This window comes from Bacillota bacterium, assembly GCA_040757205.1.
In the GTDB taxonomy this organism is placed as follows: Bacteria; Bacillota; Desulfotomaculia; order Desulfotomaculales; family Desulforudaceae; genus Desulforudis.
On the sequence record JBFLXL010000011.1, the window covers coordinates 22,622 to 47,124 of the forward strand.

The 24,503-nt window shown below is 63.1% G+C and carries 22 protein-coding genes; 3 read left to right on the forward strand and 19 right to left on the reverse strand.

What is annotated here, in order from left to right:
- Positions 1-22: 22 nt before the first annotated feature.
- The 9 genes from AB1402_08455 to AB1402_08495 all read right to left on the reverse strand — a co-directional run bounded on the left by AB1402_08455 (position 23) and on the right by AB1402_08495 (position 13,913).
- Positions 23-3,064, reverse strand: coding sequence for a CoB--CoM heterodisulfide reductase iron-sulfur subunit A family protein (locus AB1402_08455; protein ID MEW6541628.1), 3,042 nt, complete (start codon positions 3,062-3,064; stop codon positions 23-25).
- A 282-nt stretch (positions 3,065-3,346) separates the two neighbouring features.
- The gene (locus AB1402_08460; GenBank protein ID MEW6541629.1) at positions 3,347-4,288 is read right to left on the reverse strand and encodes an Mrp/NBP35 family ATP-binding protein; all 942 of its coding nucleotides are present in this window, start codon (positions 4,286-4,288) and stop codon (positions 3,347-3,349) included.
- A gap of 27 nt (positions 4,289-4,315) precedes the next feature.
- On the reverse strand, positions 4,316-4,777 hold the full coding sequence (locus AB1402_08465) for a DUF134 domain-containing protein (GenBank protein MEW6541630.1): 462 nt from the start codon (positions 4,775-4,777) through the stop codon (positions 4,316-4,318).
- A gap of 13 nt (positions 4,778-4,790) precedes the next feature.
- Positions 4,791-6,491 (reverse strand): formate--tetrahydrofolate ligase, encoded by a 1,701-nt coding sequence (locus AB1402_08470; protein ID MEW6541631.1) that lies wholly within the window; start codon positions 6,489-6,491, stop codon positions 4,791-4,793.
- On the reverse strand, positions 6,491-6,940 hold the full coding sequence (gene ndk, locus AB1402_08475) for a nucleoside-diphosphate kinase (protein ID MEW6541632.1): 450 nt from the start codon (positions 6,938-6,940) through the stop codon (positions 6,491-6,493). The genes AB1402_08470 and ndk overlap by 1 nt, the downstream gene beginning before the upstream one ends.
- A gap of 3 nt (positions 6,941-6,943) precedes the next feature.
- Positions 6,944-8,818, reverse strand: a complete 1,875-nt coding sequence (ftsH, locus tag AB1402_08480) for an ATP-dependent zinc metalloprotease FtsH (GenBank protein ID MEW6541633.1) — start codon at positions 8,816-8,818, stop codon at positions 6,944-6,946.
- Positions 8,819-8,890: 72 nt separating this feature from the next.
- A complete protein-coding gene (gene tilS, locus AB1402_08485; GenBank protein MEW6541634.1) occupies positions 8,891-10,351 on the reverse strand; it encodes a tRNA lysidine(34) synthetase TilS in 1,461 nt (486 codons plus the stop codon).
- A gap of 154 nt (positions 10,352-10,505) precedes the next feature.
- Positions 10,506-12,923 (reverse strand): stage II sporulation protein E, encoded by a 2,418-nt coding sequence (gene spoIIE / locus AB1402_08490; protein MEW6541635.1) that lies wholly within the window; start codon positions 12,921-12,923, stop codon positions 10,506-10,508.
- A 69-nt stretch (positions 12,924-12,992) separates the two neighbouring features.
- The gene (locus tag AB1402_08495; protein ID MEW6541636.1) at positions 12,993-13,913 is read right to left on the reverse strand and encodes a Ppx/GppA family phosphatase; all 921 of its coding nucleotides are present in this window, start codon (positions 13,911-13,913) and stop codon (positions 12,993-12,995) included.
- A gap of 297 nt (positions 13,914-14,210) precedes the next feature.
- Here AB1402_08495 and hisG point away from each other — a divergent pair, with 297 nt between their 5' ends.
- Positions 14,211-15,080: an ATP phosphoribosyltransferase gene (hisG, locus tag AB1402_08500; GenBank protein ID MEW6541637.1), complete on the forward strand. Its 870-nt coding sequence runs from the start codon at positions 14,211-14,213 to the stop codon at positions 15,078-15,080.
- 78 nt (positions 15,081-15,158) lie between these two features.
- Here the strand turns inward: hisG and AB1402_08505 are convergent, their stop codons facing one another.
- The 3 genes from AB1402_08505 to AB1402_08515 are packed head-to-tail and all read right to left on the reverse strand — an operon-like array spanning position 15,159 to position 15,976.
- Positions 15,159-15,371 (reverse strand): hypothetical protein, encoded by a 213-nt coding sequence (locus tag AB1402_08505; protein MEW6541638.1) that lies wholly within the window; start codon positions 15,369-15,371, stop codon positions 15,159-15,161.
- Between the two features lie 31 nt (positions 15,372-15,402).
- Complete coding sequence (locus AB1402_08510) at positions 15,403-15,747, reverse strand: septum formation initiator family protein (protein ID MEW6541639.1); 345 nt, start codon at positions 15,745-15,747, stop codon at positions 15,403-15,405.
- Positions 15,728-15,976: a sigma factor-like helix-turn-helix DNA-binding protein gene (locus tag AB1402_08515; protein MEW6541640.1), complete on the reverse strand. Its 249-nt coding sequence runs from the start codon at positions 15,974-15,976 to the stop codon at positions 15,728-15,730. Before AB1402_08515 ends, AB1402_08510 begins: the two co-directional genes overlap by 20 nt.
- 320 nt (positions 15,977-16,296) lie before the next feature.
- Here AB1402_08515 and AB1402_08520 point away from each other — a divergent pair, with 320 nt between their 5' ends.
- The gene (locus AB1402_08520) at positions 16,297-16,548 is read left to right on the forward strand and encodes a hypothetical protein (GenBank protein MEW6541641.1); all 252 of its coding nucleotides are present in this window, start codon (positions 16,297-16,299) and stop codon (positions 16,546-16,548) included.
- Between the two features lie 2 nt (positions 16,549-16,550).
- Positions 16,551-16,889: a hypothetical protein gene (locus AB1402_08525; protein MEW6541642.1), complete on the forward strand. Its 339-nt coding sequence runs from the start codon at positions 16,551-16,553 to the stop codon at positions 16,887-16,889.
- 47 nt (positions 16,890-16,936) lie between these two features.
- On the opposite strand, the gene yabQ is transcribed toward AB1402_08525, so the two are convergent.
- The 7 genes from yabQ to mfd all read right to left on the reverse strand — a co-directional run bounded on the left by yabQ (position 16,937) and on the right by mfd (position 24,251).
- Positions 16,937-17,383: a spore cortex biosynthesis protein YabQ gene (gene yabQ / locus AB1402_08530; GenBank protein MEW6541643.1), complete on the reverse strand. Its 447-nt coding sequence runs from the start codon at positions 17,381-17,383 to the stop codon at positions 16,937-16,939.
- Positions 17,384-17,426: 43 nt separating this feature from the next.
- Positions 17,427-17,705, reverse strand: a complete 279-nt coding sequence (yabP, locus tag AB1402_08535) for a sporulation protein YabP (GenBank protein ID MEW6541644.1) — start codon at positions 17,703-17,705, stop codon at positions 17,427-17,429.
- Positions 17,706-17,895: 190 nt separating this feature from the next.
- Complete coding sequence (locus tag AB1402_08540) at positions 17,896-18,171, reverse strand: RNA-binding S4 domain-containing protein (protein MEW6541645.1); 276 nt, start codon at positions 18,169-18,171, stop codon at positions 17,896-17,898.
- Between the two features lie 9 nt (positions 18,172-18,180).
- Entirely contained in the window at positions 18,181-18,456 is a 276-nt protein-coding gene (locus AB1402_08545; GenBank protein MEW6541646.1) for an HU family DNA-binding protein, read from the reverse strand.
- An 83-nt stretch (positions 18,457-18,539) separates the two neighbouring features.
- A complete protein-coding gene (gene mazG, locus AB1402_08550; GenBank protein ID MEW6541647.1) occupies positions 18,540-20,003 on the reverse strand; it encodes a nucleoside triphosphate pyrophosphohydrolase in 1,464 nt (487 codons plus the stop codon).
- Positions 20,004-20,042: 39 nt separating this feature from the next.
- Entirely contained in the window at positions 20,043-20,603 is a 561-nt protein-coding gene (gene spoVT / locus AB1402_08555) for a stage V sporulation protein T (protein MEW6541648.1), read from the reverse strand.
- Positions 20,604-20,717: 114 nt separating this feature from the next.
- Positions 20,718-24,251 (reverse strand): transcription-repair coupling factor, encoded by a 3,534-nt coding sequence (gene mfd / locus AB1402_08560; GenBank protein MEW6541649.1) that lies wholly within the window; start codon positions 24,249-24,251, stop codon positions 20,718-20,720.
- Positions 24,252-24,503: the final 252 nt, after the last annotated feature.

Here is a 24,503-nt window from a genome sequence, read left to right on the forward strand (position 1 = left end):
GGCCCGGGACGGCCTTAGCGCCTTATGCCAGGAAAGCCTCGATTTCCGCGAAGAGCTGCTCGTCCCTGAAGCCCATATGATCCGCGGCGTGCGACGGGCAGGCCGCCGCGCAGGTGCCGCAGCCCTTGCACAGCACTTCGTTCACCTCGGCCACGTTCTCGGCCTCCAGGAAGGAGATCGCGCTGTACGGGCAGACCGTGACGCAGATCCGGCAGCCGGAACACTTGTCCCTGTCCACCTTGGCCACCGCGCCGCCGCCGACCAGCAGGTCCTTGGTCAGGACGGTCGCCGCGCGCGCCGCCGCCGCCCGCGCCTGGGCGATGCTTTCCTCGATGAACTTCGGTCCGTGCGCCAGGCCGGCCACGAACACGCCGTCGGTGGCGAAGTCCACCGGGCGCAGCTTCATGTGCGCTTCCAGGAAGAACCCGCCGTCGTAGTCGCCGCAGACCTTGTAGAGTTGGGCGATGTCCCTGGAGTCGTCCGGCGGCAGGGTGGCCGCCGCGAGCCCCACTAGGTCGGCGTCGATCACGAAGGTCTCGCCGAGGACCGGGTCGGTCACGGTCACCGTGAGACCGCCGCCCGCGTTCGAAACCACCGGCTTGCCGGCCGGGTCGAAGCGCAGGAAGATCACGCCCTTGCGCCGGGCCTCTTCGTAGTAGTCCTCCTTGAAGCTATAGGTGCGCATGTCGCGGTACAGCACGTACACGCTGGCGTCGGGATTGAGGGCCTTCGCCTTGAGGGCGTTCTTGACCGACTCGCTGCAGCAGACCCGGCTGCAGTACACGCGGTCCGGCTCCCGGGAACCGACGCAGTTGATCAGCACGAAGTTCTTGGCCTGCTTTGCCCGGTCCGTGCCCTCCACCAGCTCGGCCTCCAGTTCTAGGCCGGTGAGCACGCGGTCGTCCTGGCCGTACAGGTACTCGGACGGTTTGAATTCCTTACCGCCGATGGCGATGATCACCGCGCCGTGCTCGATGTCCTTGCTCTGGCCGCCCACGTCGATGGTGGTGGTGAAGTTCCCGACGTAACCGGAGGCACCCGCGATCTTAGCGCCGGTGTACACGGTGATGTTCGGGTTCGCGTCAACGGCGCCGATCAAGCCGTCGAGGTAAGCGCCGACGTCCATGCCTTCCAAGTTTATGTGGATCTTCCGGGCCATGCCGCCCAGTTGGTCGCTTTTTTCCACCAGGCTCACCTTGAAACCCTGGCCGGCGAGATCCAGCGCGGCGTTCATGCCGGCGATACCGCCGCCGATAACCAGCGCGTCCTTGTTGACTCCGATGGTTACCGTCTGCAGGGACTCCAGCAGGCGGGCCTTGGCCACCGCCCGGTTCACGATTTCCTTGGCCTTGACCGTGGCCGCTTCCTTGTCTTTCATGTGCACCCAGGAGCAGTGCTCGCGGATGTTGCCCATTTCAAACAGGAAGGGGCTCAAGCCCGCCGAGGCACAGGTGGCCCGGAACAAGGGCTCGTGTGTCCGCGGGGTACAGGACGCGACCACCACCCGGTTCAGTTTGTGCTCCAGGATTACCTCCTTGATCTTGTCCTGGGTGTCCGACGAACAGGAGTACAGGTTTTCTTCCGCGTACACCACGTTCGGAGCGTTCTTGACGTACTCGACCACCGACGGCACGTCCACGGTCGAGCCGATGTTGATGCCGCAGTGGCAGACGAACACACCGATCCGCGGCTCCTGCCCGCTCACGTCCATCTCGGCCACGGGCTCCTCGGCCTTGACCAGGGTGCCCCGAGCTTCGGCGAGCAGGGTGCCCGCACCGGATGCCGCCGCGCTGGCTTGCATGACCGCGGTCGGAATGTCCATCGGGCTCTGGAAGGTGCCGCACACGAACACACCCGGCCGGGAGGTCTCCACCGGCGCGCTGGTGGTGGTGGCCGCGAAACCGTGCTGGTTCAGGTTCACGCCGATGCTCTTGGCCGTCTCCATCGCCTTCGAGGAAGGCCGCAGGCCGACCGACAGCACGACGATATCGAATTCCTCGTGCTTGATCTCGCCGCCCTCGTCGCTGTACCGGATCTTGACCTTGTCTGAGGTGCCGGGGCCGAGTTCAAAGCTGCGGGAACGGATGAACCGGATGCCGGTTTCTTCCTGGGCGCGGTTGTAGTAGGCCTCGAAGCCCTTGCCGTAGGTGCGCATGTCCATAAAGAAGATGGTGGCGTCCATATCCCCGCCGTGTTCCTTGGCGATCATGGCTTCCTTGATCGCGTAGGTGCAGCACACCGAAGAACAGTAGCTGCAGCCGATACTGCGGTCGCGCGAACCCACGCACTGGATCCAGGCGACGTTCTTCGCTTCCTGGTGGTCCGAGGGACGGACCACATGACCCTGGAAGGGACCCGAGGCGCTCAGGATACGCTCGAACTCGATGCTGGTGACCACGTTTTTCAGGGTCCCGTAGCCCAGCGTTTTGATGGTCTTGGGGTCGAACTCGTCGAAACCGGGGGCCAGAATGACCGCGCCGACGTCGAGGGCGAAGGTCTTCTCTTTGTCCTCCCAGTTCAGGGCGTCCTTGCCGCACGCCTTCTCGCAAAGCAGACACACCGGCTTGCCGGTCTGCACGCCCTTGGTCAGGTAAAGACACTTTTCGGGATGAGTGATCGCGTAAGTGTTCGGCACCGCCTGGGGGTACTTGTTGGCGATGATCTTCCGGACTTCCAACCCCTCGTTGAACTCGTCCGAAACCTTCACCGGACACTTCGCAGCGCAGTCGCCGCAAGCGACGCACCGGTCGGCGAACACGTAACGCGGTTTCTGGAACACCGTCGCTTTGAAGTTCCCGGCTTCACCCTGCAGGTCGACCAGGTTGGCCAGGGTGATGATCTCGATGTTCGGATGCCGGTCGCACTCCACGAGCTTCGGCGACAAGATGCACATCGAGCAGTCGTTGGTGGGGAAGGTCTTGTCCAGTTGGGCCATGGTGCCGCCGATGGCCGTGGAGGCCTCGACCAGGTACACGTAGTATCCGGCTTCCGCCAAGTCCAGTGAGGCCTGCACGCCGGCGATACCACCGCCCACTACCATTGCCGATCCGATTTTATCTGGCATACCGTATAACACCCGTCCTCCCTTAGAACGTCCCGGCATGAAAGCCGGGCTTAAGAACTCGAAACACCTCTTTACCCGCTGGAAAACCAACCGGTTGTGGCTCCATCCCCCCTCGCCGGATGAACTACGATCGCTGACTGATGAAACAATAAGAACAAAAACCGGATTGGAACCGGTCCAACCCGGCAAGCGCCGAAGGACAAGGTTCCCCTTTTCAGTAGTATAGTACCATTCTTTTTCACTGTCAATTCATTCTTAAGATGTCTTGGGGCAAAACCGTCTTTAGCTTGGCATTCCCGGGTTTTCGAACCTCCGGTTCATTGTCTCGTCCATATAGGCCGGCAGGTGCGCCAGCACCTCGGTTTGGTATTTCTCCACCTCGCCCCGGTCGCTCAAGATGGAGAGACCGGCATCGAGCGGGATCCGGGCCAGCAAGCGCAGTCCGGTGGTGTCGGCCGTCTTCTCGGCCCGGGACGGGCCGAAGAGCTCCAGATTCTCGTCGCACTTCGGGCACACGGCGTAGCTCATGTTCTCGATAAACCCCAGGATCGGTATGTTCAGTTTTCTGACCATCCGCACCGCCTTGCGCACCACCAGCACCGCCAGGTCCTGGGGCGCGGTAACCATCACCACGCCGCCGACCGGCAGGAACTGCATCACGGAAAGGGGCGCGTCGCCCGTCCCGGGCGGCAGGTCGACCAGCAGGTAGTCGAGTCCGCCCCAACCGACCTCGGTCCAGAACTGCTGGATGGCGCCGGCGATGATCGGGCCCCGCCAGATCACCGGTTCGTCCTCGTGCTCCAAGAGCAGGTTGATCGAGATGACACCGATACCGTAGACCGGGGTCTTTACCGGCAGGATCGCCTCCCCTTCCAGCTCCGGCCGTTCGTGAAGGCCGAAGATTTTGGGGATACTCGGCCCGGTCAGGTCGGCATCCAGAATACCGACCTTGTAGCCCTGACGCGCCAAGGTCACGGCCAAAAGCGCCGTCACCGCGGACTTGCCCACGCCGCCCTTGCCGCTCATCACCGCGATCACGTTTTTCACCGCGGACTGCGGGTTCGGCGCCAGCACGTGCGACCGCGGCGCGGACTGACCGCAGGTTTGGGCCTCGGGTATGCCGCAGGCTGCGCTTCCCGGACAACCGCCGCCGGGCGCGCTTCCCGGACAACCGCCGCCGCCGGGAACCCCGCTCTCCCCACCGTTGTTGTTGTCGGCCGCCATTATGACACTCCTCCCACGATGTTTTTTCTACCTTTTCTTCGGAACCCGGTATTTGCCGGTGGCCCGCTTCGGGCGGGAACACCGGTCGGGCCGGGTCACAAGTTCCTTGCCGCCGCATTTCGGGCATTGTTGTGCGTTCAAGCCGCCGGGAGCCGGCTCCGATTCCGTCCGGCAGCCGGTACAGCGCATGCGCCGCGCCACGTACTCGAAGTTGCCGCCCTCCACCCGGATCGCCCTGCCCATTACCAGGGCTTGGGCCACCTTGGCCCGCGCGCCGGTCAAAATACGCTGAAAGGTGGGGCGCGAGACGCCCATACGCTCGGCACAATCTTCCTGTTCCAACCCTTCCAGGTCCTTTAGACGCAACGCTTCCACTTCTTCCACCGCCAGACCGACCTCCTCCAGGTCCCATAACGGAATCCCGGCCGGCCTAAAGTAGGTGTACTGAGGAAGGAACTCAACCCGGCGGCATTTTGGTGGTCTACCCATGGCTATTCTCCCCTTAAAACAGCCCCTTCACCCGTCCGTGCTCGTCGATGTCAATCCCGAAAGCCGCCGGCCGGGAGGGCAGGCCGGGCATGGTGAGCATCGCCCCGGCCAGGGGGTACAAAAACCCGGCGCCCAGCGACACCCGGATATCCCGGATCGGAAACACATAGCCGGAGGGCACGTTTCTCAGGTTGGGGTCGTGGGAGATGGAGAGGTGTGTCTTGGCCATGCAGATCGGCAAGCGGCCCCAACCCAGCTCCTCGAAGCGGGCGATCTTCTTTTCCGCCGGGGGCTCGTAGGCCACCTCGTCCGCGTTGTAGACCCGCCGGGCGAGCACCTCGATTTTTTCCTTGATCGACAGTTCATCCGGGTAGAGCAGGCGGAAATCTCCGCCCCGTTCACAGGCCGACACGACACCGGCGGCGAGTTCAGACGCCCCCGCCCCGCCTTCCGCCCAGGCGGTGACCGGATGCGCGCTCATTGCCCCGGCGCGCACCGCCTCCCGGAGCACGGTCTCAACCTCGGCGTCCGTGTCACCCAGGAATCGGTTCACGGCGACCACCACCGGCACCCCGTAATAGCGGGCGACTTTGACCATGTGCGCCAGGTTCCGGCACCCTTCCGCGACCGCGGCCGGGTTTTCCCGCTTGATCTCCTCGGGCATCGGCCTGCCGGGGATGATCCGGCCGACACCGCCGTGCATTTTGAGCGACCGTATCGTGCAGGTGACCACCACGCAGTCGGGCCGGAGCCCCGACTGCCGGCACTTGATGTCCATGAATTTCTCCATGCCCAGGTCGGCGCCGAACCCGCTCTCGGTTACCACGTAGTCGGCCAGTTTCAGCGCCATCTTGTCGGCCAGCACCGAGCACTGCCCGTGGGCGATGTTGGCGAACGGTCCGGCGTGCACGATGCAGGGCTGCCCCTCCAGCGTCTGAACCAGGTTGGGCTTGATTGCTTCCTTGAGAATCGCCGCCATCGCCCCGGCGCCCTGAAGATCCTCGGCCGTGACCGGGCGGCCCTGCCGGTCAAATCCCACCACAATCCGCCCCAGCCGCCGGCGCAGGTCGCCGATGCCGTCGGTCAGTGCCAGGGCGGCCATGACCTCCGACGCGGTCGTCGCTTCGAAAGCGGCCTCCCGGGGGTAGCCGTTGACCGGACCCCCCAAGCCCACGACCACGTCCCGCAAGGCCCGGTCGTTAACGTCCATGACCCTGGTCCAGGTGACCGTGTGCAGGTCGATATCGTGCGGGTTGCCGTGGTAAAGCGAGGCGTCGAGCATGGCGGCCAGCAGGTTGTGGGCCTGCCCCACCGCGTGGATGTCGCCGGTGAAATGCAGGTTCAAGTCTTCCATGGGCACCACCTGGGCCCAACCGCCCCCGGCGGCCCCGCCTTTGATCCCGAACACCGGGCCCATGGAAGGCTGACGCAGGGTGCAGGCCGCCCGTTTGCCGATGCGGCCCAGACCCTGCGTCAGTCCGATGGTGGTCAGGGTTTTCCCCTCGCCGAGCGGGGTGGGGGTGACGGCCGTGACGTCGATCAGCCGGCCGGCCGGCCGTTCCCTGAGTTTGTCGAGCACGTGCAGGCCGACCTTGGCCTTGTACCGGCCGTACAGGTCGATGTCTTCCGCCGCCAGGCCGATTGCGGCCGCGAGATCGGCAATGGGGATCATCCGGTGCGCCTGGGCGATCTCCAGGTCCGTCTTGAACGGCATCACTCGTAAATCCAGGGATCCAGCGCTTGTGTGTATCCGATCAGTTCCGCGTCCGCAAAGAAAAGTCCAATTTCCCGCGCGGCGCTGGCCGCCGAGTCGGAACCGTGGACGATATTGCGGCCGACGTCGATGCCGTAGGTGCCGCGGATGGTGCCGGGCAGCGCCTTGGCCGGCTGGGTGGCCCCCATCATCTCCCGGACCGCCGGGACCACTTCCTTGCCCTCCAGGACCACGGCCGCGACCGGGCCCGAGGTGATGTAGCGGACAAGCTCCTCAAAAAAGGGCTTGCCCCGGTGTTCCTCGTAGTGCCGTTCCGCCAACCCCCGGTCGATCCGGAGCAGCTTTAAAGCCACCAGCTTAAAGCCGCGGCGCTCGAAACGGGTGATCACCTCGCCCACCAGCCCCCGCTGGACACCGTCCGGTTTCACCATCACAAAGGTTCTCTCCAAAACTTACGCTCCTCCTTGCTGAGCCGCCCCGTGCTGGGCCGCCCCGCGCCGGTCCGCCTCCGGCCTCACCGCGCCCGTGGCCGCCTCCATCAAAGCCTCGAATTCCTTGCCCTCAATGGTTTCATTATCGAACAGCGTGGTGGCCACCTGGTGCAACCCCTGCATATTGTCGGTGAGAATGGTTTCCGCCCGCCGGTAACACTCGTCGATAATCCGGCGCACCTCCTGGTCGATGGCGCTGGCCACCTCCTCGGAGTAGTTCCGGTCGCGGGAGAGGTCGCGCCCCAGGAAAGGCGTGTCTTGGCGCCGGCCCAAAGTCAGCGGCCCCAGTTCGTCGCTCATGCCGTACTCCATGATCATCTTCCGGGCGGTCTCGGTGGCGCGCTCCAGGTCGTTTTGCGCGCCGGTGCTGATCTCCTCCAGCACCAACTCCTCCGCCACCCGGCCGCCCAGCAGCATCGTGATCTGGTCCAGGAGCTGCGAGCGGGTCGCGTAGTACCGCTCCTCCTTGGGCAGGAGAAGGGTGTAGCCCCCGGCCCGCCCCCGCGGGATGATCGAGATCTTGTGCACCGGATCGCTGTTCGGCAGGAAGTAGCTGACCAGCGCGTGACCGGACTCGTGGTAGGACACCAGCTTCTTTTCGTAGTCGCTGATCACGCGGGACTTCTTGGCCGGCCCGGCGATCACCCGTTCGATGGCATTCTCGAGTTCCTCCATGCCGATGCGCTTTTTGTTCGCCCGCGCCGCCAGCAGAGCGGCCTCGTTGATCAGGTTTTCCAGATCGGCCCCGGAAAAACCGGGGGTGCGGCGGGCGATCACGTCCAACTCGACGTCGTCCGCCAGCGGCTTGTTCCGGGCGTGCACGACCAGGATCTCCCGGCGGCCGTTGATGTCCGGCTGGGTGACGACGATCTGCCGGTCGAAGCGTCCGGGCCGCAGCAGGGCGGGGTCCAGGATGTCCGGGCGGTTGGTGGCGGCGACGACGATGATGCCCTCGTTGGGGCTGAACCCGTCCATCTCCACCAGCAACTGGTTTAAGGTCTGCTCCCGCTCGTCGTGACCGCCGCCCAAGCCCGCGCCGCGCTGGCGGCCGACCGCGTCGATCTCGTCGATGAACACGATGCAGGGGGCGTTCTTCTTGGCGTTCTCAAACAAGTCCCGGACCCGGGACGCACCGACGCCCACGAACATCTCCACGAAATCCGAACCGCTGATACTGTAGAAAGGCACGCCGGCTTCCCCGGCCACCGCCCGCGCCAACAGGGTCTTGCCGGTGCCGGGCGGCCCGAACAAAAGCACGCCCTTGGGAATCCGGGCCCCGATCTCGCTGAACTTCCGGGGTTCCTTCAAGAATTCGACCAGTTCCTGGAGTTCCTCCTTAACCTCGTCCACCCCGGCCACATCGGAAAAAGTGACCCGGGCTTTCTCCTCCGTGTGCAGTTTGGCCCGGCTCTTGCCGAACGACATCACCCTGCTGCCCCCGCCCTGCGTCTGCTGCATCAGGAAAAAGAACAAGCCGACCAAGAGCAGAATGGGCAAAAAGGACATAAACATCGTCGTCAGCCAACTGGGACGGTCCGGCAGCTCCTGCTTCCAGTTGACGTTCTTGTCGACCAGCAGCGCCGAGAGCGCCTGGTGGCCGCCGGGGCCCTTGGTTTCAAAGCTGGTCCCGTCCCGCAACCGGCCCGTGATGATGTTGGTTTCGTTGTCGGTCTTGATCACCACGGACGCCACCTGGCCGTTGTTCACGGCCCGGAAGAAATCGTTGTAGTCGAGGGTCTTGACGTCGGTGGGGCCCGGGGAACTGTATTTGAGCAAAGCGATGACCACGAGGACAATCAGGATGTATATGCTTAAGTTCTTGATCACCCGGTTCAACAAGTCCACTCCCTTCGGACTCTCACTAGTTGGTCCACAACAGGAGTATATTATCACACTTTATTTCCACTTTCAACAAAGTTCAAACCGCGCCGGGCCGGGCTCCGAGACGCTCAAGACAAGCACCGAGCGGGTGCGGGGGGTGAGCTTGCAGAACTCGCCGATCCGGTGACCGGCCACCCAGACCAGGCGGCCCTCGCCGTCGAAAACCAGCGGAATCCGGTCTCGCTCCGGGCGGGGCACCTTGTTGTTGATCAGAAATTCCTTCAGTTTCATCCGGCCGCCGGCCCCCTGCGGCCAAAACACGTCTCCGGGCCTGCGGTTGCGCACGGTCAGCGGCAGAGTCAGAGCATCGAGGTCCACCGCCGCCTGTCCGGGCTGGAGCGTTTCCGGACGCCCGACCCGACCCGACCCGACCCACTGAAGTGGGTGCCCCGCGTGGGTGCCCCGCGCGTGCCGTATTTCGGCGGTGATCCACCGTCCGTCGGGCAGGTCCGTCCTTCCGGGAACCACCAGCGCCGAGCTCCACGGCAAGGTTTCGGGAGGACTGGGACCGAGGCTGAAAACCAGCCCGGCCGCCTGTCTTTCCACCAGGATTCCCCGCGGCAGGTCCAATTTCTTGCCGCCGGCCTCGGGGCGGGCCAGTTCAAGGACCCGTTCCACGTGGTCGAAATCGAGCGCCCCCGGATCCCCGGCCAACTCCGACCAGGCCTTGCGGACCACCCGCCGCCCAATCGCCGGTGAGAGAGCGGCCACCCCGCCCGCATCGAGCCGGACGGCGCCGTCCGCTGAAACGGCCAAGCGTTGAAAGGCGGACTCGGCCTGGACCGCCAGATAGTCGTTTTCCGCCCGGCAGATTTCACCCAGACGCAAAAGGGCGGTCACCAGGTTCGGGTTATATTTGGTCTCGAGCAGGGGCAGGAGTTCAGCCCGCAGCCGGTTCCGGGTGTAAACGGGATCGAGGTTGGAAGGATCGAACCGGGGGTCGAGATCCCGGACGCGGCAATAGGCTTCGATCTCCCGGCGCCGGACGCCCAGCAGGGGCCGGATGAAAAGTCCCCTGACCGGCGCCATGCCGGCCAGGCCGGCCGGTCCGGTGCCGCGGATGAAGTGGTGCAGGATGGTTTGGGCCTGGTCGTCGGCGTGGTGACCGAGGGCCACCCGTTGGGCCCCGGCCGCCCGAGCCGCCCGGGCAAAGAAGCGGTACCGGAGTTCCCGGGCCGCTGTCTGGGTGGAGAGACGTTCGGTTTTCCGGAAGGCGCGCACGTCACATTCCTCGACCACACAGGGCAGAGCAAGCTTTTCGGCCAGCATCCGGACGTACTCGGCGTCCGCCTCGGCCTCGGCGCCCCGCAGGCGGTGGTTCAGGTGGGCCACGGTAAGGGAAATGCCCAGATCGGCACTCAAAGCACTGAGAATATCCAGCAGGGCCACCGAATCCGGGCCCCCGGAAACCCCCACCAGCACGCCCATCCCCGGCGCCAGCATCCGGTGCCGGACAATGTACTGTTGTACCCGATCTTGCAGGTCCATTTCGCCCACCATGCCTCAATACCGGAGAAAGGAGTCGTCTTTCAGGAGACCGCTGCGGCCTCCAGGCCTCCAAGCGTTTAGAACGATTTCTGGTTTTACAACACTCTTCTAGGCATTCCACGTGGGCGGGTGTTTTCCTCTATCCGGGGGACTGTCAGGGTCCAACTTCTTCCATTCTGCCGACCAGGACCGTCATATCGTCGGGGACGCTCTTGCCGGCGGCGTGCCTTGCTTGCTGCAGCACCAGCTCGGCCGTGCGTTGGGGATCGGTCCGCGGCAGGTCCCGGAGAAGCTCCCCGAGCCAAGTTTCTTTCTCCAGCGGACCCCGGTAGCAGTCCAGCACCCCATCGGTGACCATCACCACGAGGTCGCCCAACGCCAGCCGGCACACCACCGGAGCGAAGTCGATCTCCTTGATGATCCCCACCGGCAGTGCGGCGCTTTCGATCACACTCACCGTATTGGCCCCAACCACGAAGCTCGGTGCCGCCCCGATCTTGATGAACTCCGCCTGGGCCGTATAGAGGTCGATGACCGCCAGGTCCACGGTGGCGAAACTCTCGTCCGGGGCCCGCAGGAGCAGGATCGAGTTCACTGTTTTCACGGCCATGTCCTTGCCGAACCCGGCCCGGAACATGTGCTCGAGCAAGGAAACGGTGGTGCTGCTTTCAAGGGCGGCCTGGGCCCCCACGCCCATCCCGTCGCTCAACAGCAGGGAGAACTTACCGGACTCGAGTTCCAGGTAGGAGGCGGTGTCTCCCGATATGGCACTGCCGGCTTTGCCCACCTGGGCCAGCCCGACCGTCACCCGGTAACGGAGGGCCGGTTGCAGCCGGAAGGTGCAGTCGGCGGCCTGCTCTTCCCGGGTGCAACTGGTGTCGCTGACCATAAACGGCTGGCCGACCACCTGGGAGACCAGCGGGGCCGCCACGTACCGGCAGGCCAGTTCACTCCGGCAGGACGGGCGGCTGATGATGATCTCCAACCGGGAGTCTTCCCGGTGCCGGGTTTCGATGCGGTGCACGGGCACGTCCAACTCCCGCAGCTTCCGGCGCAACGTACCTTCCAGCTGACCGGCCCGTTCCACGGTGCTGCACAGTTCGGTGGCCAGATTGTTCATGATCCGGGACAGGCCCCGCAGGTGTTCGGACACCACTTCGCGGCTGTCCACCAGCCGCCGGTACCAGTACCGGTTTACCCGGTAAGTCTCATAGAGGCAGGTGAGCGCAACCGCCATCTCCTTCTGCCGCAAACATTTCCGCCGGATTTCCTCCGGAAAGTCCTCCGGGCCCACCCGGCCGGAAGCCTCGACCTGAGCCAAGGTAGCCTCGAACTGCTCGTTGATGCGGTCCGAATTCCGCTCCCAGCAGCTCCGGTACAGGTTGCAGTCCTTGCAGATCCGGTTGCCGACCTCATTCAAGAGCTCGCGCAACGGCTTTTCGGTTCCGGGCTCCAGCCCCGCGGGGGAAACTTTAGCAAAGGTGCGGGCCAGTTCCGCAAACATCCGGCTCCAGCTACGGACCCTGCTCCGGACCAACTCCTGGACCCGCTCTTCGGAAACGGTCGAGCCGACGACGCTGCCTGGAATCAGGGACCGCAACTCCTGATACCACCTCGCCGGAATCACCGCGAACAGGGCCGCCGCCGTCCCCGCCTCCACCAGCACTCCCGCCAGTTCCCGGTATTCACCGACATATACCGCCAGCAGGATGTTGCCCAGCACAAAACCGGCGGCCACCCCCGGTTTGCCGAAGTGCCGGAAGGCGCCGCCCAGAAATCCGGCAAAGGCGTACACCCCCACCACCGCCGGCATCACGGTATAGGCGATGCCGGGGATGATTCCGACCACCGCCCCGGCGGCGGCGCCCAACCCGGCCCCGCCCAACCCGGCGGCGACCAGGATGGCGAACTTGCTTAAGAAACCGTGCACAGAAAACAGGTCCCAGCCCAGATTTCCGGTTCCGGCCACCGCCGCCGCCAGGAGCACCAGCAAGCAGTAAAAACCTTCCACGGTCAGCGGGCGGGAACGGGGCGAAAGGGCAATCAGGAACACGTAGGAGAGCGACCCGGCCAACAGGCTCTCAAAAAACACGGCCACGTACTCATACAGCACCGCCCCCGTAAAGGCCAGGTACGAACCCTTGATCACCGCCGACACCATTCCGACCAGGACCGCCACCGCCACCCGGGGCCGCCGGAAGTCGGCCGGAATCGCCCGGAGGCCCAGCCCGACGGCGCCCAGGACCAAGAGTGCCGGCGCCAGTGCGGACCAACTCAGTACCGTAGCCTGCCCCGCGGTACCGGCGAGCACCGCCAACCAGCCCCAGGGTCCGAAGAGGTGCACGGCGGCGCCCGCAAAGGCGGTTACAAAGGGGCTGAGTTCCCCGAGCAGCACGGTACGGCCCAGCAAGAAAGCAAAAATAATAAGCCCCAGCTTCTGCCAGTGCATCAGATCCAGGGCTTGTCCCCAGGCCGGCCGGATGGACGGCCGCCGACGGCGGCGTGGAATGCCAACCCCGGCCCACTCGCCGGTTTTCTGCCGTACCCGATAGGCGTTCGAATAATCGGCCACTTGCTCAACTCCCAGAACATGGAATATGGGGTTTGCTCTAATTGTAATCCACGTCCCAGGAGATTTCTGTCATTTTAGGATGGCCTGTTCCGTTTTTCTTTCGACAGCCTGAGGACCGTAGCGGGCCAAGCCGTGGAGAATGTCGGCCTCGCTCACGATCAGGTCCGGTGCCGCCAAGATCCTCATAATGCAGCGCACGATCCGTGCCCCGGCTGGAATAATGTCGGCCCGCTCGGGCTGCAATCCCGGCATCTGTTTCCGTTCGGCCGGCCCGGCTGTCTCCAGGCGCAACAAGAGTTCCTCGACCGTGGCTTGGTTCAATCTCGTGCCGTGGACCCGCTCCGGGTCGTAGACTTCCAGGGCGAGCGCCATGGCCGCCAGGGTCGTGACCGTACCGCCGACTCCCACCAGTTGCCGGACGCCCAACCCACGCCTCTCGTCTGTCAGCAGCGGGCGGATGAGGGCGGTGATTTCGGTGTCGGTGTAGGGCGTCTCGGTCATCCGCACCGCGCCCACGGGCAGGCTGCGGCAGGCCGGCGACCCTTCTTCGAGCCAGACGAACTCGGTGCTTCCCCCCCCCACATCAGCGACCAGGATGCCGGCCGGATCCAGGTCCAGGCCCGAAACCACCCCCAGGAATCCGTAGGCCGCCTCCTCGGTCCCGGAGAGCACCCGTACCTCGAAGCCGACGGCGTCCAGCACCCGCTTCACGAATTCATCCCGGTTGGCCGCCTCGCGCACGGCCGCGGTTGCCGCCACCACCATCCCGTCCGGCCCGTATTCGGCCGATACCGCCTGATACTCAGCCAGGCAGTTGATCGTCCGGTCCATGGCCCGGTCCAGGAGCACGCCGCCGGCCAGGTTTTCGCCCAGGCGGGTGGTGGTGAGCGCCGTGTGCACGACGTCCAGCCGGCCATCCGGAGCTATCCGGGCGATCAGCAGACGGGTGGAGTTGGTGCCGATGTCGATTGCGCCCACTGTGGTAGTCAACTGCTTCCCCTCCCAGGTGCCCGAAAAAGGGGCCAGGCCCCTTTTTTGGGGGACAATCTCACGCACTCGGCTTGATTTCCGGAGTTGCGTGATCCGCGAAACTCGTATTTCCCGAACCTCGTGAACAACAACAACCGGTCCTTTCATTCACCCATTCTTGCCTTCCACTACTCCTGAATTCTGGATTCTGAATTCTGGATTCTGCCCTCCGCCCGTTGACGGTCCCGCCTTTTTCCGGTATACATAAGCATGTGCGGCATCGCACGGCAATGATCCACCCAAGGAGGACCGAGTACATTGAAACTGCGCCTTGGACTGCCCAAGGGGAGCCTGCAGGAGAAGACTTTCCAACTGTTCAAGAAGGCGGGTTACGACATACAAGTGAATTCCCGCTCTTACTACCCGGCCGTGAACGACCCTGACCTCGAAATCCTGCTGATGCGGGCCCAGGAGATTCCCCGCTACGTGCACGAGGGCGTGCTCGACGCCGGCTTGAGCGGGCTGGACTGGATTATGGAAAACGAGGCCGACGTGGTCGAAGTGGCCGATTTGGTCTACAGCAAACGGTCTCAGCGGCCGGTGCGCCTGGTCCTGGCCGTGGCCAACGACAGCGGCATCCGGGACGTGCGCGACCTGCAGGGCAAGCGGATCGCCACCGAATTGGTGAATGTGACCCGCCGGTACTTAACCGCGCAGGGCGTGGAAGCGGTCGTTGAGTACTCTTACGGCGCCACCGAGGTGAAGGTGCCCAATCTGGTCGACGCCATCGCCGACCTGACCGAAACCGGGAGTTCACTGCAGGCGAATAACTTGCGGATTCTGGCCGTCATCCTGGAGTCCAACACCAAACTGCACGCCAACCGGGCGGCCTGGGCCGATCCGTGGAAACGCGAGAAGCTGATGAATCTTACCGTCCTGCTGACCGGAGCTCTCCGGGCCGAGAATATGGTCGGGCTGAAGATGAACGTCCCGGGAGACCGGATCGACGCCGTACTCGGCGTACTCCCGGCTATGAAACACCCGACCGTCTCCCGGTTGTTCAACAGCGACTGGGTCGCCATCGAGACCATCCTGAACGAGCGGCAGGTGCGGGAATTGATTCCGGTCCTGAAACGGGCCGGCGCCCAGGACATCATCGAGTACCCCTTGAACAAGGTCATCCCGTAACTTCGTCCGCCAGTTTTCCCAGTGAACCTCCGGTTTGTCTGAATCCAACCACTCCAGGCCTCCGGGTCAACCGGAGGCCTAGAGTGTCTTTCGCCTGAATACCCGGGCCAGCCTGGGCAGGATGTGGTAGCGGAAGTCGACAAGGGCGAGGAAAAGCACCCCCAGCACGAAGCCGAGCGTGCGGCGCACTCTGATGCGCAACGTTGGCCGGTATTTCCGGTTGGTTTTGTTCACCGCCTGTTCACGTCCCCTCGCGGGCACGGCGGACACAGTCCGTTTGTTGCTGAACATTTCGCCTTGCCGATACAAATATCCTCTTTTCTCAGTCCTTGATACTCGGATCCGGTATCCGTCCGCCGCTGTCATCCGGAAGCACCGGCACGATCCGCACTTCCCCCGGTCTGATCAGGCCCAGGCGTTCTCGCGCCGTCTCCTCGACGTAGCCCTCCGATTCCAGTATGGTCAAGCGTTCCCACAGGTATTCATTCTGGTCTCGCAGTTGGACCACCCGGTCATTCATCTCCGTGATCGAGTGCTGCATCGCCCAGAGCTTGTTCAACTGGAAGCCTAGGGACACGGAGAAATAGGTCAGCAACACGATCAGGAGCACCGCCGGCAGCCTGCTCTTTACCGGATTGAACCGACGCCTAGCCGTTGTCGTTTGCACTGTCGGGCTCACCTTCCTCCTCGCCGAAGATGCCCAGCGGATCACCACTTATGACCAGCACCACCTGGTAGCCTTTGGTCCGGGCCCGGTTGAACAGGGTGGCCACGGTACTCGGGCTCAAGCCCAGCCTCTTGGCCACGGCACTGTTGGAATGGCCCAGTTCCTTAAGCGCCACCACCTGGCGTTCACGAAGGCTCAAGCGTTCGGCGCCCCTGATTTCGATTTGCATAACTTATCCACGGCCTTGTCCACAGTTTGTGTACAATTTTAGTACAAGATTGACTGGTACAGTTCTACCAAGGCCGGGATTTCCCTGCCGCAAGTTTAAAAAATTTTAAAAAATTACCGGGCCTACCGTGAAGGGTGAGGCCCGGGAGTAATCCCGCATGACGGTCCGCTTTATTGAAGCCTGAAGGAAAAACTCCTTGACATGCCGAAGAAAAAGGCGTGGGGTTTGTCCGGTGAGCCGTCGCGTAAACGGCACTCGATACCGGACTCCAAGGGCCTATTAATTTGGGGAAAGAGATCTCCGGCTAGGAAGTGTTCAATATGAGCAATCAAGAACGGAGGAAGGACGGGGACCCCGAGGTGATCGTGGAATACGTCCCCCGAAGCCGGGGACGCCGCTTCTACCACTACGGGGCCCGCACCAGGCCGGTGTCGCCCTTGGGCTTCGTCCTGCTCGCCGCCGCCGGCGCAGTCGTCCTGTGCCTGGTGTTGACGATCGGCTTCATTATGCTCGGTATCGCGCTGGGCGCCGGCCTGTTGCTCTTGCTCCGGCGCCGCCTGGTGGGGAAATGACAATGCGGCGCAAGAAGAACATCCCCTGGCCGCAATTATCGATCTTCCTGGCCTTTGCCACTGCACTCCTTTACATTGTCGCGGAGCGGGGACACGCAATGCCGGTGCTGTTGGGGTTCGCGGCGTTGATGGGTTTCCTGGCGGCCCAGCTTTCCCCCCGGAAAAAACTGCTCCTGGGAATGGTGCCGGCGGCGGGCGGCCTGGCGGTGGACTTGGTGATCGCCTACCAGCAAGCGGCTCCGGATATCACGGGCGTGCTGAATTTCTGGGTGCCGTTGGTACTGGCCGCCCTGGTCGGGGCCCTGGTCGGCGCCCGCGTGCGGGTTTTCCCGGGCTTATAAACGTAAGCGCGAGAATTCCCACCCGCTTCAAGAAGTTGAGGAGAAGGTCAAAGCTGCCGGTTATCGGGAGGCGGGCGGCGGAGGCGCTTACGGATCCCAACGAGGGGCCGGGTCGCAATCCGGAAAGCGGAAAACACCGTTCGCCAGGCAAATAGAAAAGGGGCGGCCAAAACCCGGATCAGCCGGCCGGAAAAACGGAGGCAGCGCTCCCAACAGGCCGTACCGAACCGGGAAAGGCGGCGGTGATACAGAAACGCCCCCGCGCCCAGCCCCAATAGGACATACCAGCGTACCTCGCCCCAGTTGGCCGGCAGCAGGAGGCCGAAAACCACCGCCGTGAGCACTATCCAGGCGATCAGGTCCCCGAAACCAGTACCCCACCGGCCAAGCTGCAGGCTCACTCTGGCCACCCGGTAACAATCAAAAAGAAAGGCCGCTCCCGCCCCAATGCCGATGGCCACAAAAAAGACGGCCAACTGGGTTTCCAGCGACAAGGCCGGACCCCCCTTCTTCGCGCGGCCAGACGCCGCCCGGGCACTATTTCAGAATACGGCTCAATATGTTTTTGCCGCGGCGGGTTTTCCGGTACCCGGAATCCTTGTACTCGATGCTGTTGATATAGCCCTCCACCTGGAGTCTTCCCGCCTCCAGGTCGAGCTGAGTGATGTTCAGACCTTCCCCGGCAAGCACCAAGAGGCCCATATTGGTGTCGACCAAGATCTCTTGCTCGGTAAAACTCTCCACGTGCCGTACCCCGTCAACCCTGGTCTCCTTGCGCTGCCCCACTTCCAGCCGGTGCCCGGCTTCCTCGCTCACGTCCCGACCCCCCTCCGGTTATTGGCTCGAGAGTTGGTAAATTGATACCTAATGGATATGCCCCGTCCCCGGGACGGTATGCCAAAAAGGCAAGCCGCCGTTTGCCGGCGGCCGCCACAGAACAATAGCGGAACAATATTGAGGAAGGGCCTATTGCACCCTTCCTCGAACCCTTGCGGGCAACATCCAACTAGCGGTTGTCACCCCGGCCCGCTTCCATCCCATTGTCGAGCAGACGGTATAAATCAGCCGCCGCCTTGGCCGGCACATGCTCATCGGGCCTCAGAACCTCAAAATGAAGGTTGCGGGAACCCAATCGCACCCGCACAATATCTCCCGGGCTGACCGGGGTCCCGGCCTTGGCCGGCCGCCCGTTTACGGTAACCAACCCTTGGTCGCAGACTTCTTTGGCCAGGGCACGGCGCTTGATCAGGCGTGACACCTTCAGGAACTTATCGAGCCGCACGGGTCCCCCTTACTTGCCGACCGACTCCCGCAACTGCTTCCCGGCCTTGAAAACCGGAACCTTCGTGGCCGCGATGTCGATCTCCTCGCCGGTCTGAGGATTTCTCCCCTTACGGGCCGCTCTCTCCCGGGTCTCAAATGTGCCGAACCCGACCAGTTGAACCTTGTCTCCAGCGGAAAGGGCCTCCCCAATGCTCTCCAGCATTGCGGAAAGCGCTTTTTCGGCATCCTTCTTGGTCAGGTTTGTTTTTTCGGCGACACTCGAAACGAGTTCAGCCTTGTTCACGGCGATGCCCTCCTTAAAGTAAGTTATTGGTTCTCTACTATTCTTTTACTTTGTAGCTTTTCCTGCCCACCTGTAAAGTTTTCCTAGGATTTCTCCAACTTTTTTGCTTCCTCCCACCAGTCGTCCATCTCCGACAAGGAGACTTGGTCTAGTACCCGCCCCGACGCCCGGCATTTCTCCTCGACTTGCGCAAAGCGGCGGGTGAACTTGTCCACCGTTTGGCGCAGGCATTCCTCCGCGTCCACCTTGATCAGGCGGGATACGTTCACCGTGGCGAACAGGAGGTCCCCGAGTTCCTCGACGATCCGGTCCCGATCGCCCGTGTCCAGCGCCTGCCGAAACTCGTCCAGTTCCTCTTCCAGTTTGGCCAACGCCCCGCGATGGTCCGGCCAGTCAAACCCCAAGCGGGAAGCTTTCTCTTGAACGCGGTCGGCCCTCAGCAAGGCCGGCAATCTCCGGGGAACCCCCGCCAGGCAGGAATCACCGGCTTCTTGCTTCTCCCGGCGTTTAAGCCTCTCCCAGTTGGTCAGCACCTCATCCGCATCCCGCACCTTCTCCCGGCCGAACACGTGGGGGTGCCGGTGGATCATCTTATCGCACACCGTTTGGACCACGGCGTTCATGTCGAAAGCGGCTTCTTCCCTGGCCATCTGGGCGTGGAACACGATTTGCAGTAATAAGTCTCCCAATTCTTCACAGAGACTATGCACGTTTTCCCGTTCTATGGCGTCTAGAACCTCGTACGCTTCCTCAATCAGGTATCGCCCGATCGACCGGTGGGTCTGTTCCCGGTCCCAAGGGCAGCCGTCCTTGCCGCGCAGCACGGCCATGATGCCCACCAGGGGAGTCAGGTCGCAAGTCCGGCGGGGTTGGGCAACGGGCGGGATATAAACGGAGGTCAGGTGGTCCAACCAGTCCAGCCGGTCCAGGGCGTAGAGCGGGACTTCCTCGATCCGTTCCAGCCCGGGAACGCCGGCCGCCCGAACCACCATCACGGGTTGTTCGTCCGCATAGTAAGCCATCAGGTGGATCTTGGCCTCTCCGGCCACCATCCGGTCGTGGACTTGGAGCAGCATTACCCCCTTGGCCTGTACCGGTTCAAAAAGCCCCGGTTGCATAGCGTCCAAGATTAGAAGGCCCTCGGACGGGTCCAGGAGCAAGGCCGCGTACACCGCGTCCAGAAAACTCATGGCCGGCCGCACCCGCGTTTCGAGTCCGGTCCGCCGGGCTTCATCAAGAATCAACCGGGTTGACTCCTCAGCCACCAGGGGATGCCCGGGAACGGCGTAGGCCACCGCCTGCCGCCGCGCCGCGCTGATTACCGCGGCGGCAATTCTCCGGTACACCGCGTCGAACGTGTCACCGTCCTCGTAGTACCGGTCGAAAGTCTCGAACCGCAGGCCCTGTTCCAAAAGCCAGGGTACCACCGGGTGCCGGGCGGTGCGCAGGAATACCCGGTCGTACCGGGCCAACTCCTCCGCCAAACCCGCGGGAATGTCCCCGACGGCCCCCGGCCCCAAGCCGGCAATTAATACGCCAGTCGCCATGGTTACCCCCCAAGGCAAAAAAAAATGGCCTTTCGGCCATTATTGTTCCATTTGTTTCGCCAGGAATCCTGCCGCCGTTTCGGAAAGTTTCAACTCCAGCTGACCCATCTTCGCTCCAGGCTCCTTGGAAATCAACATCACCGCCCCGATCGGGTCCCCCTCGGAGATGATCGGCGCGATGACCTCGGCCGTGTATTTGCATTCGCCGTTTTCACCGGCCAGGCATTCCTTGCAGAGCGCCTCATCCCCCGGGGCGTTGATGATGACGGGTTTACGGTCCTCCATCACCTTTTCCACGGCCGGGCCGACCGGTTTGTTGAGGAATTCCTTTTTGGGAGCGCCCGAAATGGCGATGATCGTGTCACGGTCCGCGATGCAGGCGATGTGGCCGGTTGCCTCATACAGAGAATCGGCATATTCCTTGGCGAAATCACCGAGTTCCCCGATCGGGGAGTATTTCTTCAGGATGACTTCGCCGTCACGGTCCACAAAAATCTCTAGAGGGTCTCCTTCTCGGATCCTTAAGGTCCGTCTGATTTCTTTCGGGATAACCACCCTTCCCAAGTCGTCAATGCGGCGGACAATGCCGGTTGCCTTCATTGAACTCCGTCCCTCCTTTTCTACAGGGTTGCGCGTTTCGCTGAAACTAGTATACAACGCCCATTTAAGATTTATTCATAATTTTCCAAGGAAATACGCCGTTTCAAGGGCCGTTCAGCCTTCGGAAATCTGGGCTTGCGGGTTCTGACTGATTTTGGCAAGAAAACTCTCTATTTCGCGGATCACGCCCGGACCGTCTCCCGGTGACTCCAGCTTCAGCCAAATTTCAAAGCCGCTCTCTTCTTCCTTGAAGCGCAGCCGCCCCGGATATTGCCCGGAAACGGCCACCAGGGTGCTTCCGTCCAGCGGGTGAGTGTCCCCCAAGACAAAACGGCAAGAGCGTCCCTGCCGGTTGATGCTCTTAATCCGGAAACCCTTGGCCCGGGCCCGGATCCGCGCTACGGCCAGCAGGTTCTTCGCCGGGGGAGGCGGGTTCCCGAACCGGTCCAACAGTTCCTCCGCCACCTGGTCCACATCCTCCACCTGCCGCACGCGCGCCAGCAGGTGGTAGAACTGCACCTTTTGCTCGGAATCGGGGATATAGTCATCAGGCAGAAATGCGGTCACCGGCACCTCCACCACCGTTTCGAATTCCTCCGGCGGCGGCGCTTCACCCTTCAGTTCCCGCACGCTTTCCTCCAGCAGCCGGCAATACATTTCAAAACCGACCACGGAGATATTCCCGTGCTGTTCGGTCCCCAGCAGGTTTCCGGCCCCCCGGATTTCCAGGTCCCGCTTCGCCAGCCGGAATCCGGAGCCGAAGTCGGTGAAATCCCGGATCGCCCGCAGCCGCTTCTCGGCCGCTTCCCCCATCAGCCGGTCCCGCCGGAAGGTGAAATAGGCGTAGGCCAGGCGGTTTGAACGGCCCACCCGTCCCCGGAGCTGGTACAGTTGGGCCAGGCCCAGGTGGTCCGCTTCCTTTACAATCAACGTGTTCACGTTGGCAATGTCCAAGCCGGTCTCGATAATCGTGGTGCAGACCAGGACATCGTAGGTTTTAGCCACGAAATCCAACATCACCTGTTCCAGCTGGTCCTCCCGCATCTGGCCGTGCGCCACCGCGATCCGCGCCTCGGGAACCAGCTCCTGCAGCCGGCCGGCAACCCGGTCCAGTTCAAAAACGCGATTGTGCACGAAATACACCTGGCCGCCCCGGGCCAACTCCCGGCCCACCGCCTCCCGGATCAGCACCGGGTCCTCCTCGACCACGAAGGTCTGCACCGGAAAGCGGTCCAGGGGCGGCGTTTCCAGGATGCTGGTGTCGCGGATCCCCACCAGGGACATATAAAGCGTCCTCGGGATGGGGGTCGCCGTCAGGGTGACCACATCAACGTTCGGATGTTTTAGTTTCAGTTTCTCCTTGTGCAACACCCCGAAGCGCTGTTCTTCGTCAACCACGATCAGTCCCAAATCGGCGAACTGCACGTCGTCCTGCACCAGGCGGTGGGTGCCGATCACGACGTCGACCTTGCCCGCCGCCAATTCGGCCAGGACCTGTTTTTGCTCCCGGACCGACCGGAACCGGCTCAGCATCTCGACCACCACCGGGTGCCCGTTGAAGCGTTCCCGGAAAGTCTGCTGGTGCTGCTGGGCCAGCACCGTGGTCGGCACCAGCACGGCCACCTGCTTACCGTCCGTCACCGCCTTGAAGGCGGCCCGCATGGCTACTTCCGTCTTGCCGTACCCGACATCGCCGCAGAGCAGCCGGTCCATCGGGCGGGGACGCTCCATATCCTTTTTGACCTGGGTAATGGCCTTCAATTGGTCCGGGGTTTCCTCGAAGGGAAAGGCCGACTCGAACTCCTGCTGCCAGGGGTTGTCGGGCGAGAAGCGGTAACCGGGCAAGGACTGCCGGGCGGCGTAGAGTTTCAACAACTCCCGGGCCATCTCCCGAACCGCTTCACGCACCCGTTTCTTGGACCGGGCCCAGTCACTGCCTCCCAACCGGGAAAGCCGGGGCGTTTCTCCCTCTGCGCCGATGTACTTTTGCACCAGGCCCAACTGGTCGGTCGGAACGTACAGTTTGTCCTCCCCCTGGTAGTTTATCAGGAGATACTCCCGTTTCACTTCCGCGATCTCCATCGGCACAATCCCGTGATAGCGGCCGATGCCGTGGTTGACGTGCACCACAAAATCGCCGGGCGCAAGCTCCAGTTCATCCAGAGTCCGCCGCCGCAGCCGGTATGGCTCCCGCCGGTCTTGAAGCTGCTTGCCGTAAAGCTCCTTTTCGGTAAGGACGCTTAGTTGACTTTCGCCGATCTCGAAGCCTTCGTGCAGGCGCCCGACACCCACGGCTACCTGTCCGGGTTGGACTTGGCCCAGCTCATACGCCTGAAACACGGCGAGCCCGCTAATGCGCAGGCTGTTCATCAAACGCCGGGCCCGCTCACCGGTGCCCACCAACAGGACTACGCGCTGTCCGGCGGCCTGCCGCCGGCTGATTTCGCCAAGGGCGGCCCCGGCGCGGCCCAGGTTGGCGGGCAACTCCCGCACCTCAAACCGGACTTCGCGGCCCGGGCTCGGGAAAGCCTTGACCCGGCCGAACAGTGAAAGGTACACGGTTCGAAAAGGGGCAAGCGCCGCAAACAGCCGCTCCCGGTCCAAGTACAGCCGGGCCTGACCGGGCAACAAACGCCCTTGTTCCAGCAGGGCGGAAAAGCCGTGGGTACGGTGCCGCGAGATGCTCTCGGCCGTCTCGGCCACCCGGTCCGGCTCAGCCACCACCACAATACCGGCCTGACCCAGGTAGTCCCCCAGGGTCACCGGCTGCGGGCGGAAGTAGGCCAGCAGGTCCTCAATGCCCGGGGTGTGGCTCTTAGCGTCCAGGTGCGGCCGGATTTCTTCCAGCCATTCCCTGAGCCGGCGCGCTCCTTCGGTGTCGCCCCGCTTTTCCAGCCGCTCCAGTTGCTGCCGGTGCTCACGGGTCAGGGCTTCAATCCCTGCTTCCCAGGCGCCGTCCTCCACCACCAACTCCGTGGCCGGCGCCACGGTCACCCGGTCGGTGGCGGCCAGGGAGCGCTGGGTTTCCGGGTCGAAAGTGCGCATGGAGACGACTTCGTCCCCGAAAAACTCAATCCGCACCGGATGGCGGGCCGTGTAGGGGAAAAGGTCGGCGATCCCCCCGCGGATACTGAACTGCCCGGCCGTGTCGACCTGGGAAACGGCCTCATAGCCCATAGACAAAAGCCGGCCCCGCAGTGCCTCCGTTATCCAGGATTGACCGCTTTTCAGCACAAATATCCGCTCGCGCAGCAAGGCGGGCGGCGGCAGGAGGCGGGCCAGGGCGTCCACCGGCGCAATCACCACCGGGTTGGTGCCGGTAACCAACGCCTCCAACCCCCGCATCCGGCGCACCCCAATCTCCCGGCTGTAAGCCAACACCTGCGTTGGCAATAGTTCCCATGCGGAAACCACAAAAATCCCCCGGTCCGGAAGCAGGGTGACCAGGTCGTCGGCCAGGACGGCCGCCTCCCGCTCGCCGGGGGTGATAATCAGAAGCGGCGCCGGATCACGAGCCAGAGCAGCACACACCAGCGCCTGATGGCCTCCGCCGGCACCGGTCACGTGCTGGCGCTGATAACGCGCCAAACCCGATACGACGGTGCTCAGGACGGGGGTCTCCCTTAGGAATTCCGCTAACCCCTGCATTCTTCACTCCCGAAAACCAAACACCAAGGTTAGTATACCCGTTTTTGTGCAGCGGTTGCACTGCACCTGTCCAGCCCAAGGGGTCAGGCCGCAAAAAAGGGGGACAGTCCCATATTTCTCCCCCTATTTCTCGATCCCCTGGCAAGGTGCCAACACCTTCTCCACGCTTGAAAGCCAGTGTTAGGGGTCTTGAAAAAGGGTCGGGCAGGACCCCTTTTTTGCACGCCGCACGACTTGACCCCTTGTTTTGTC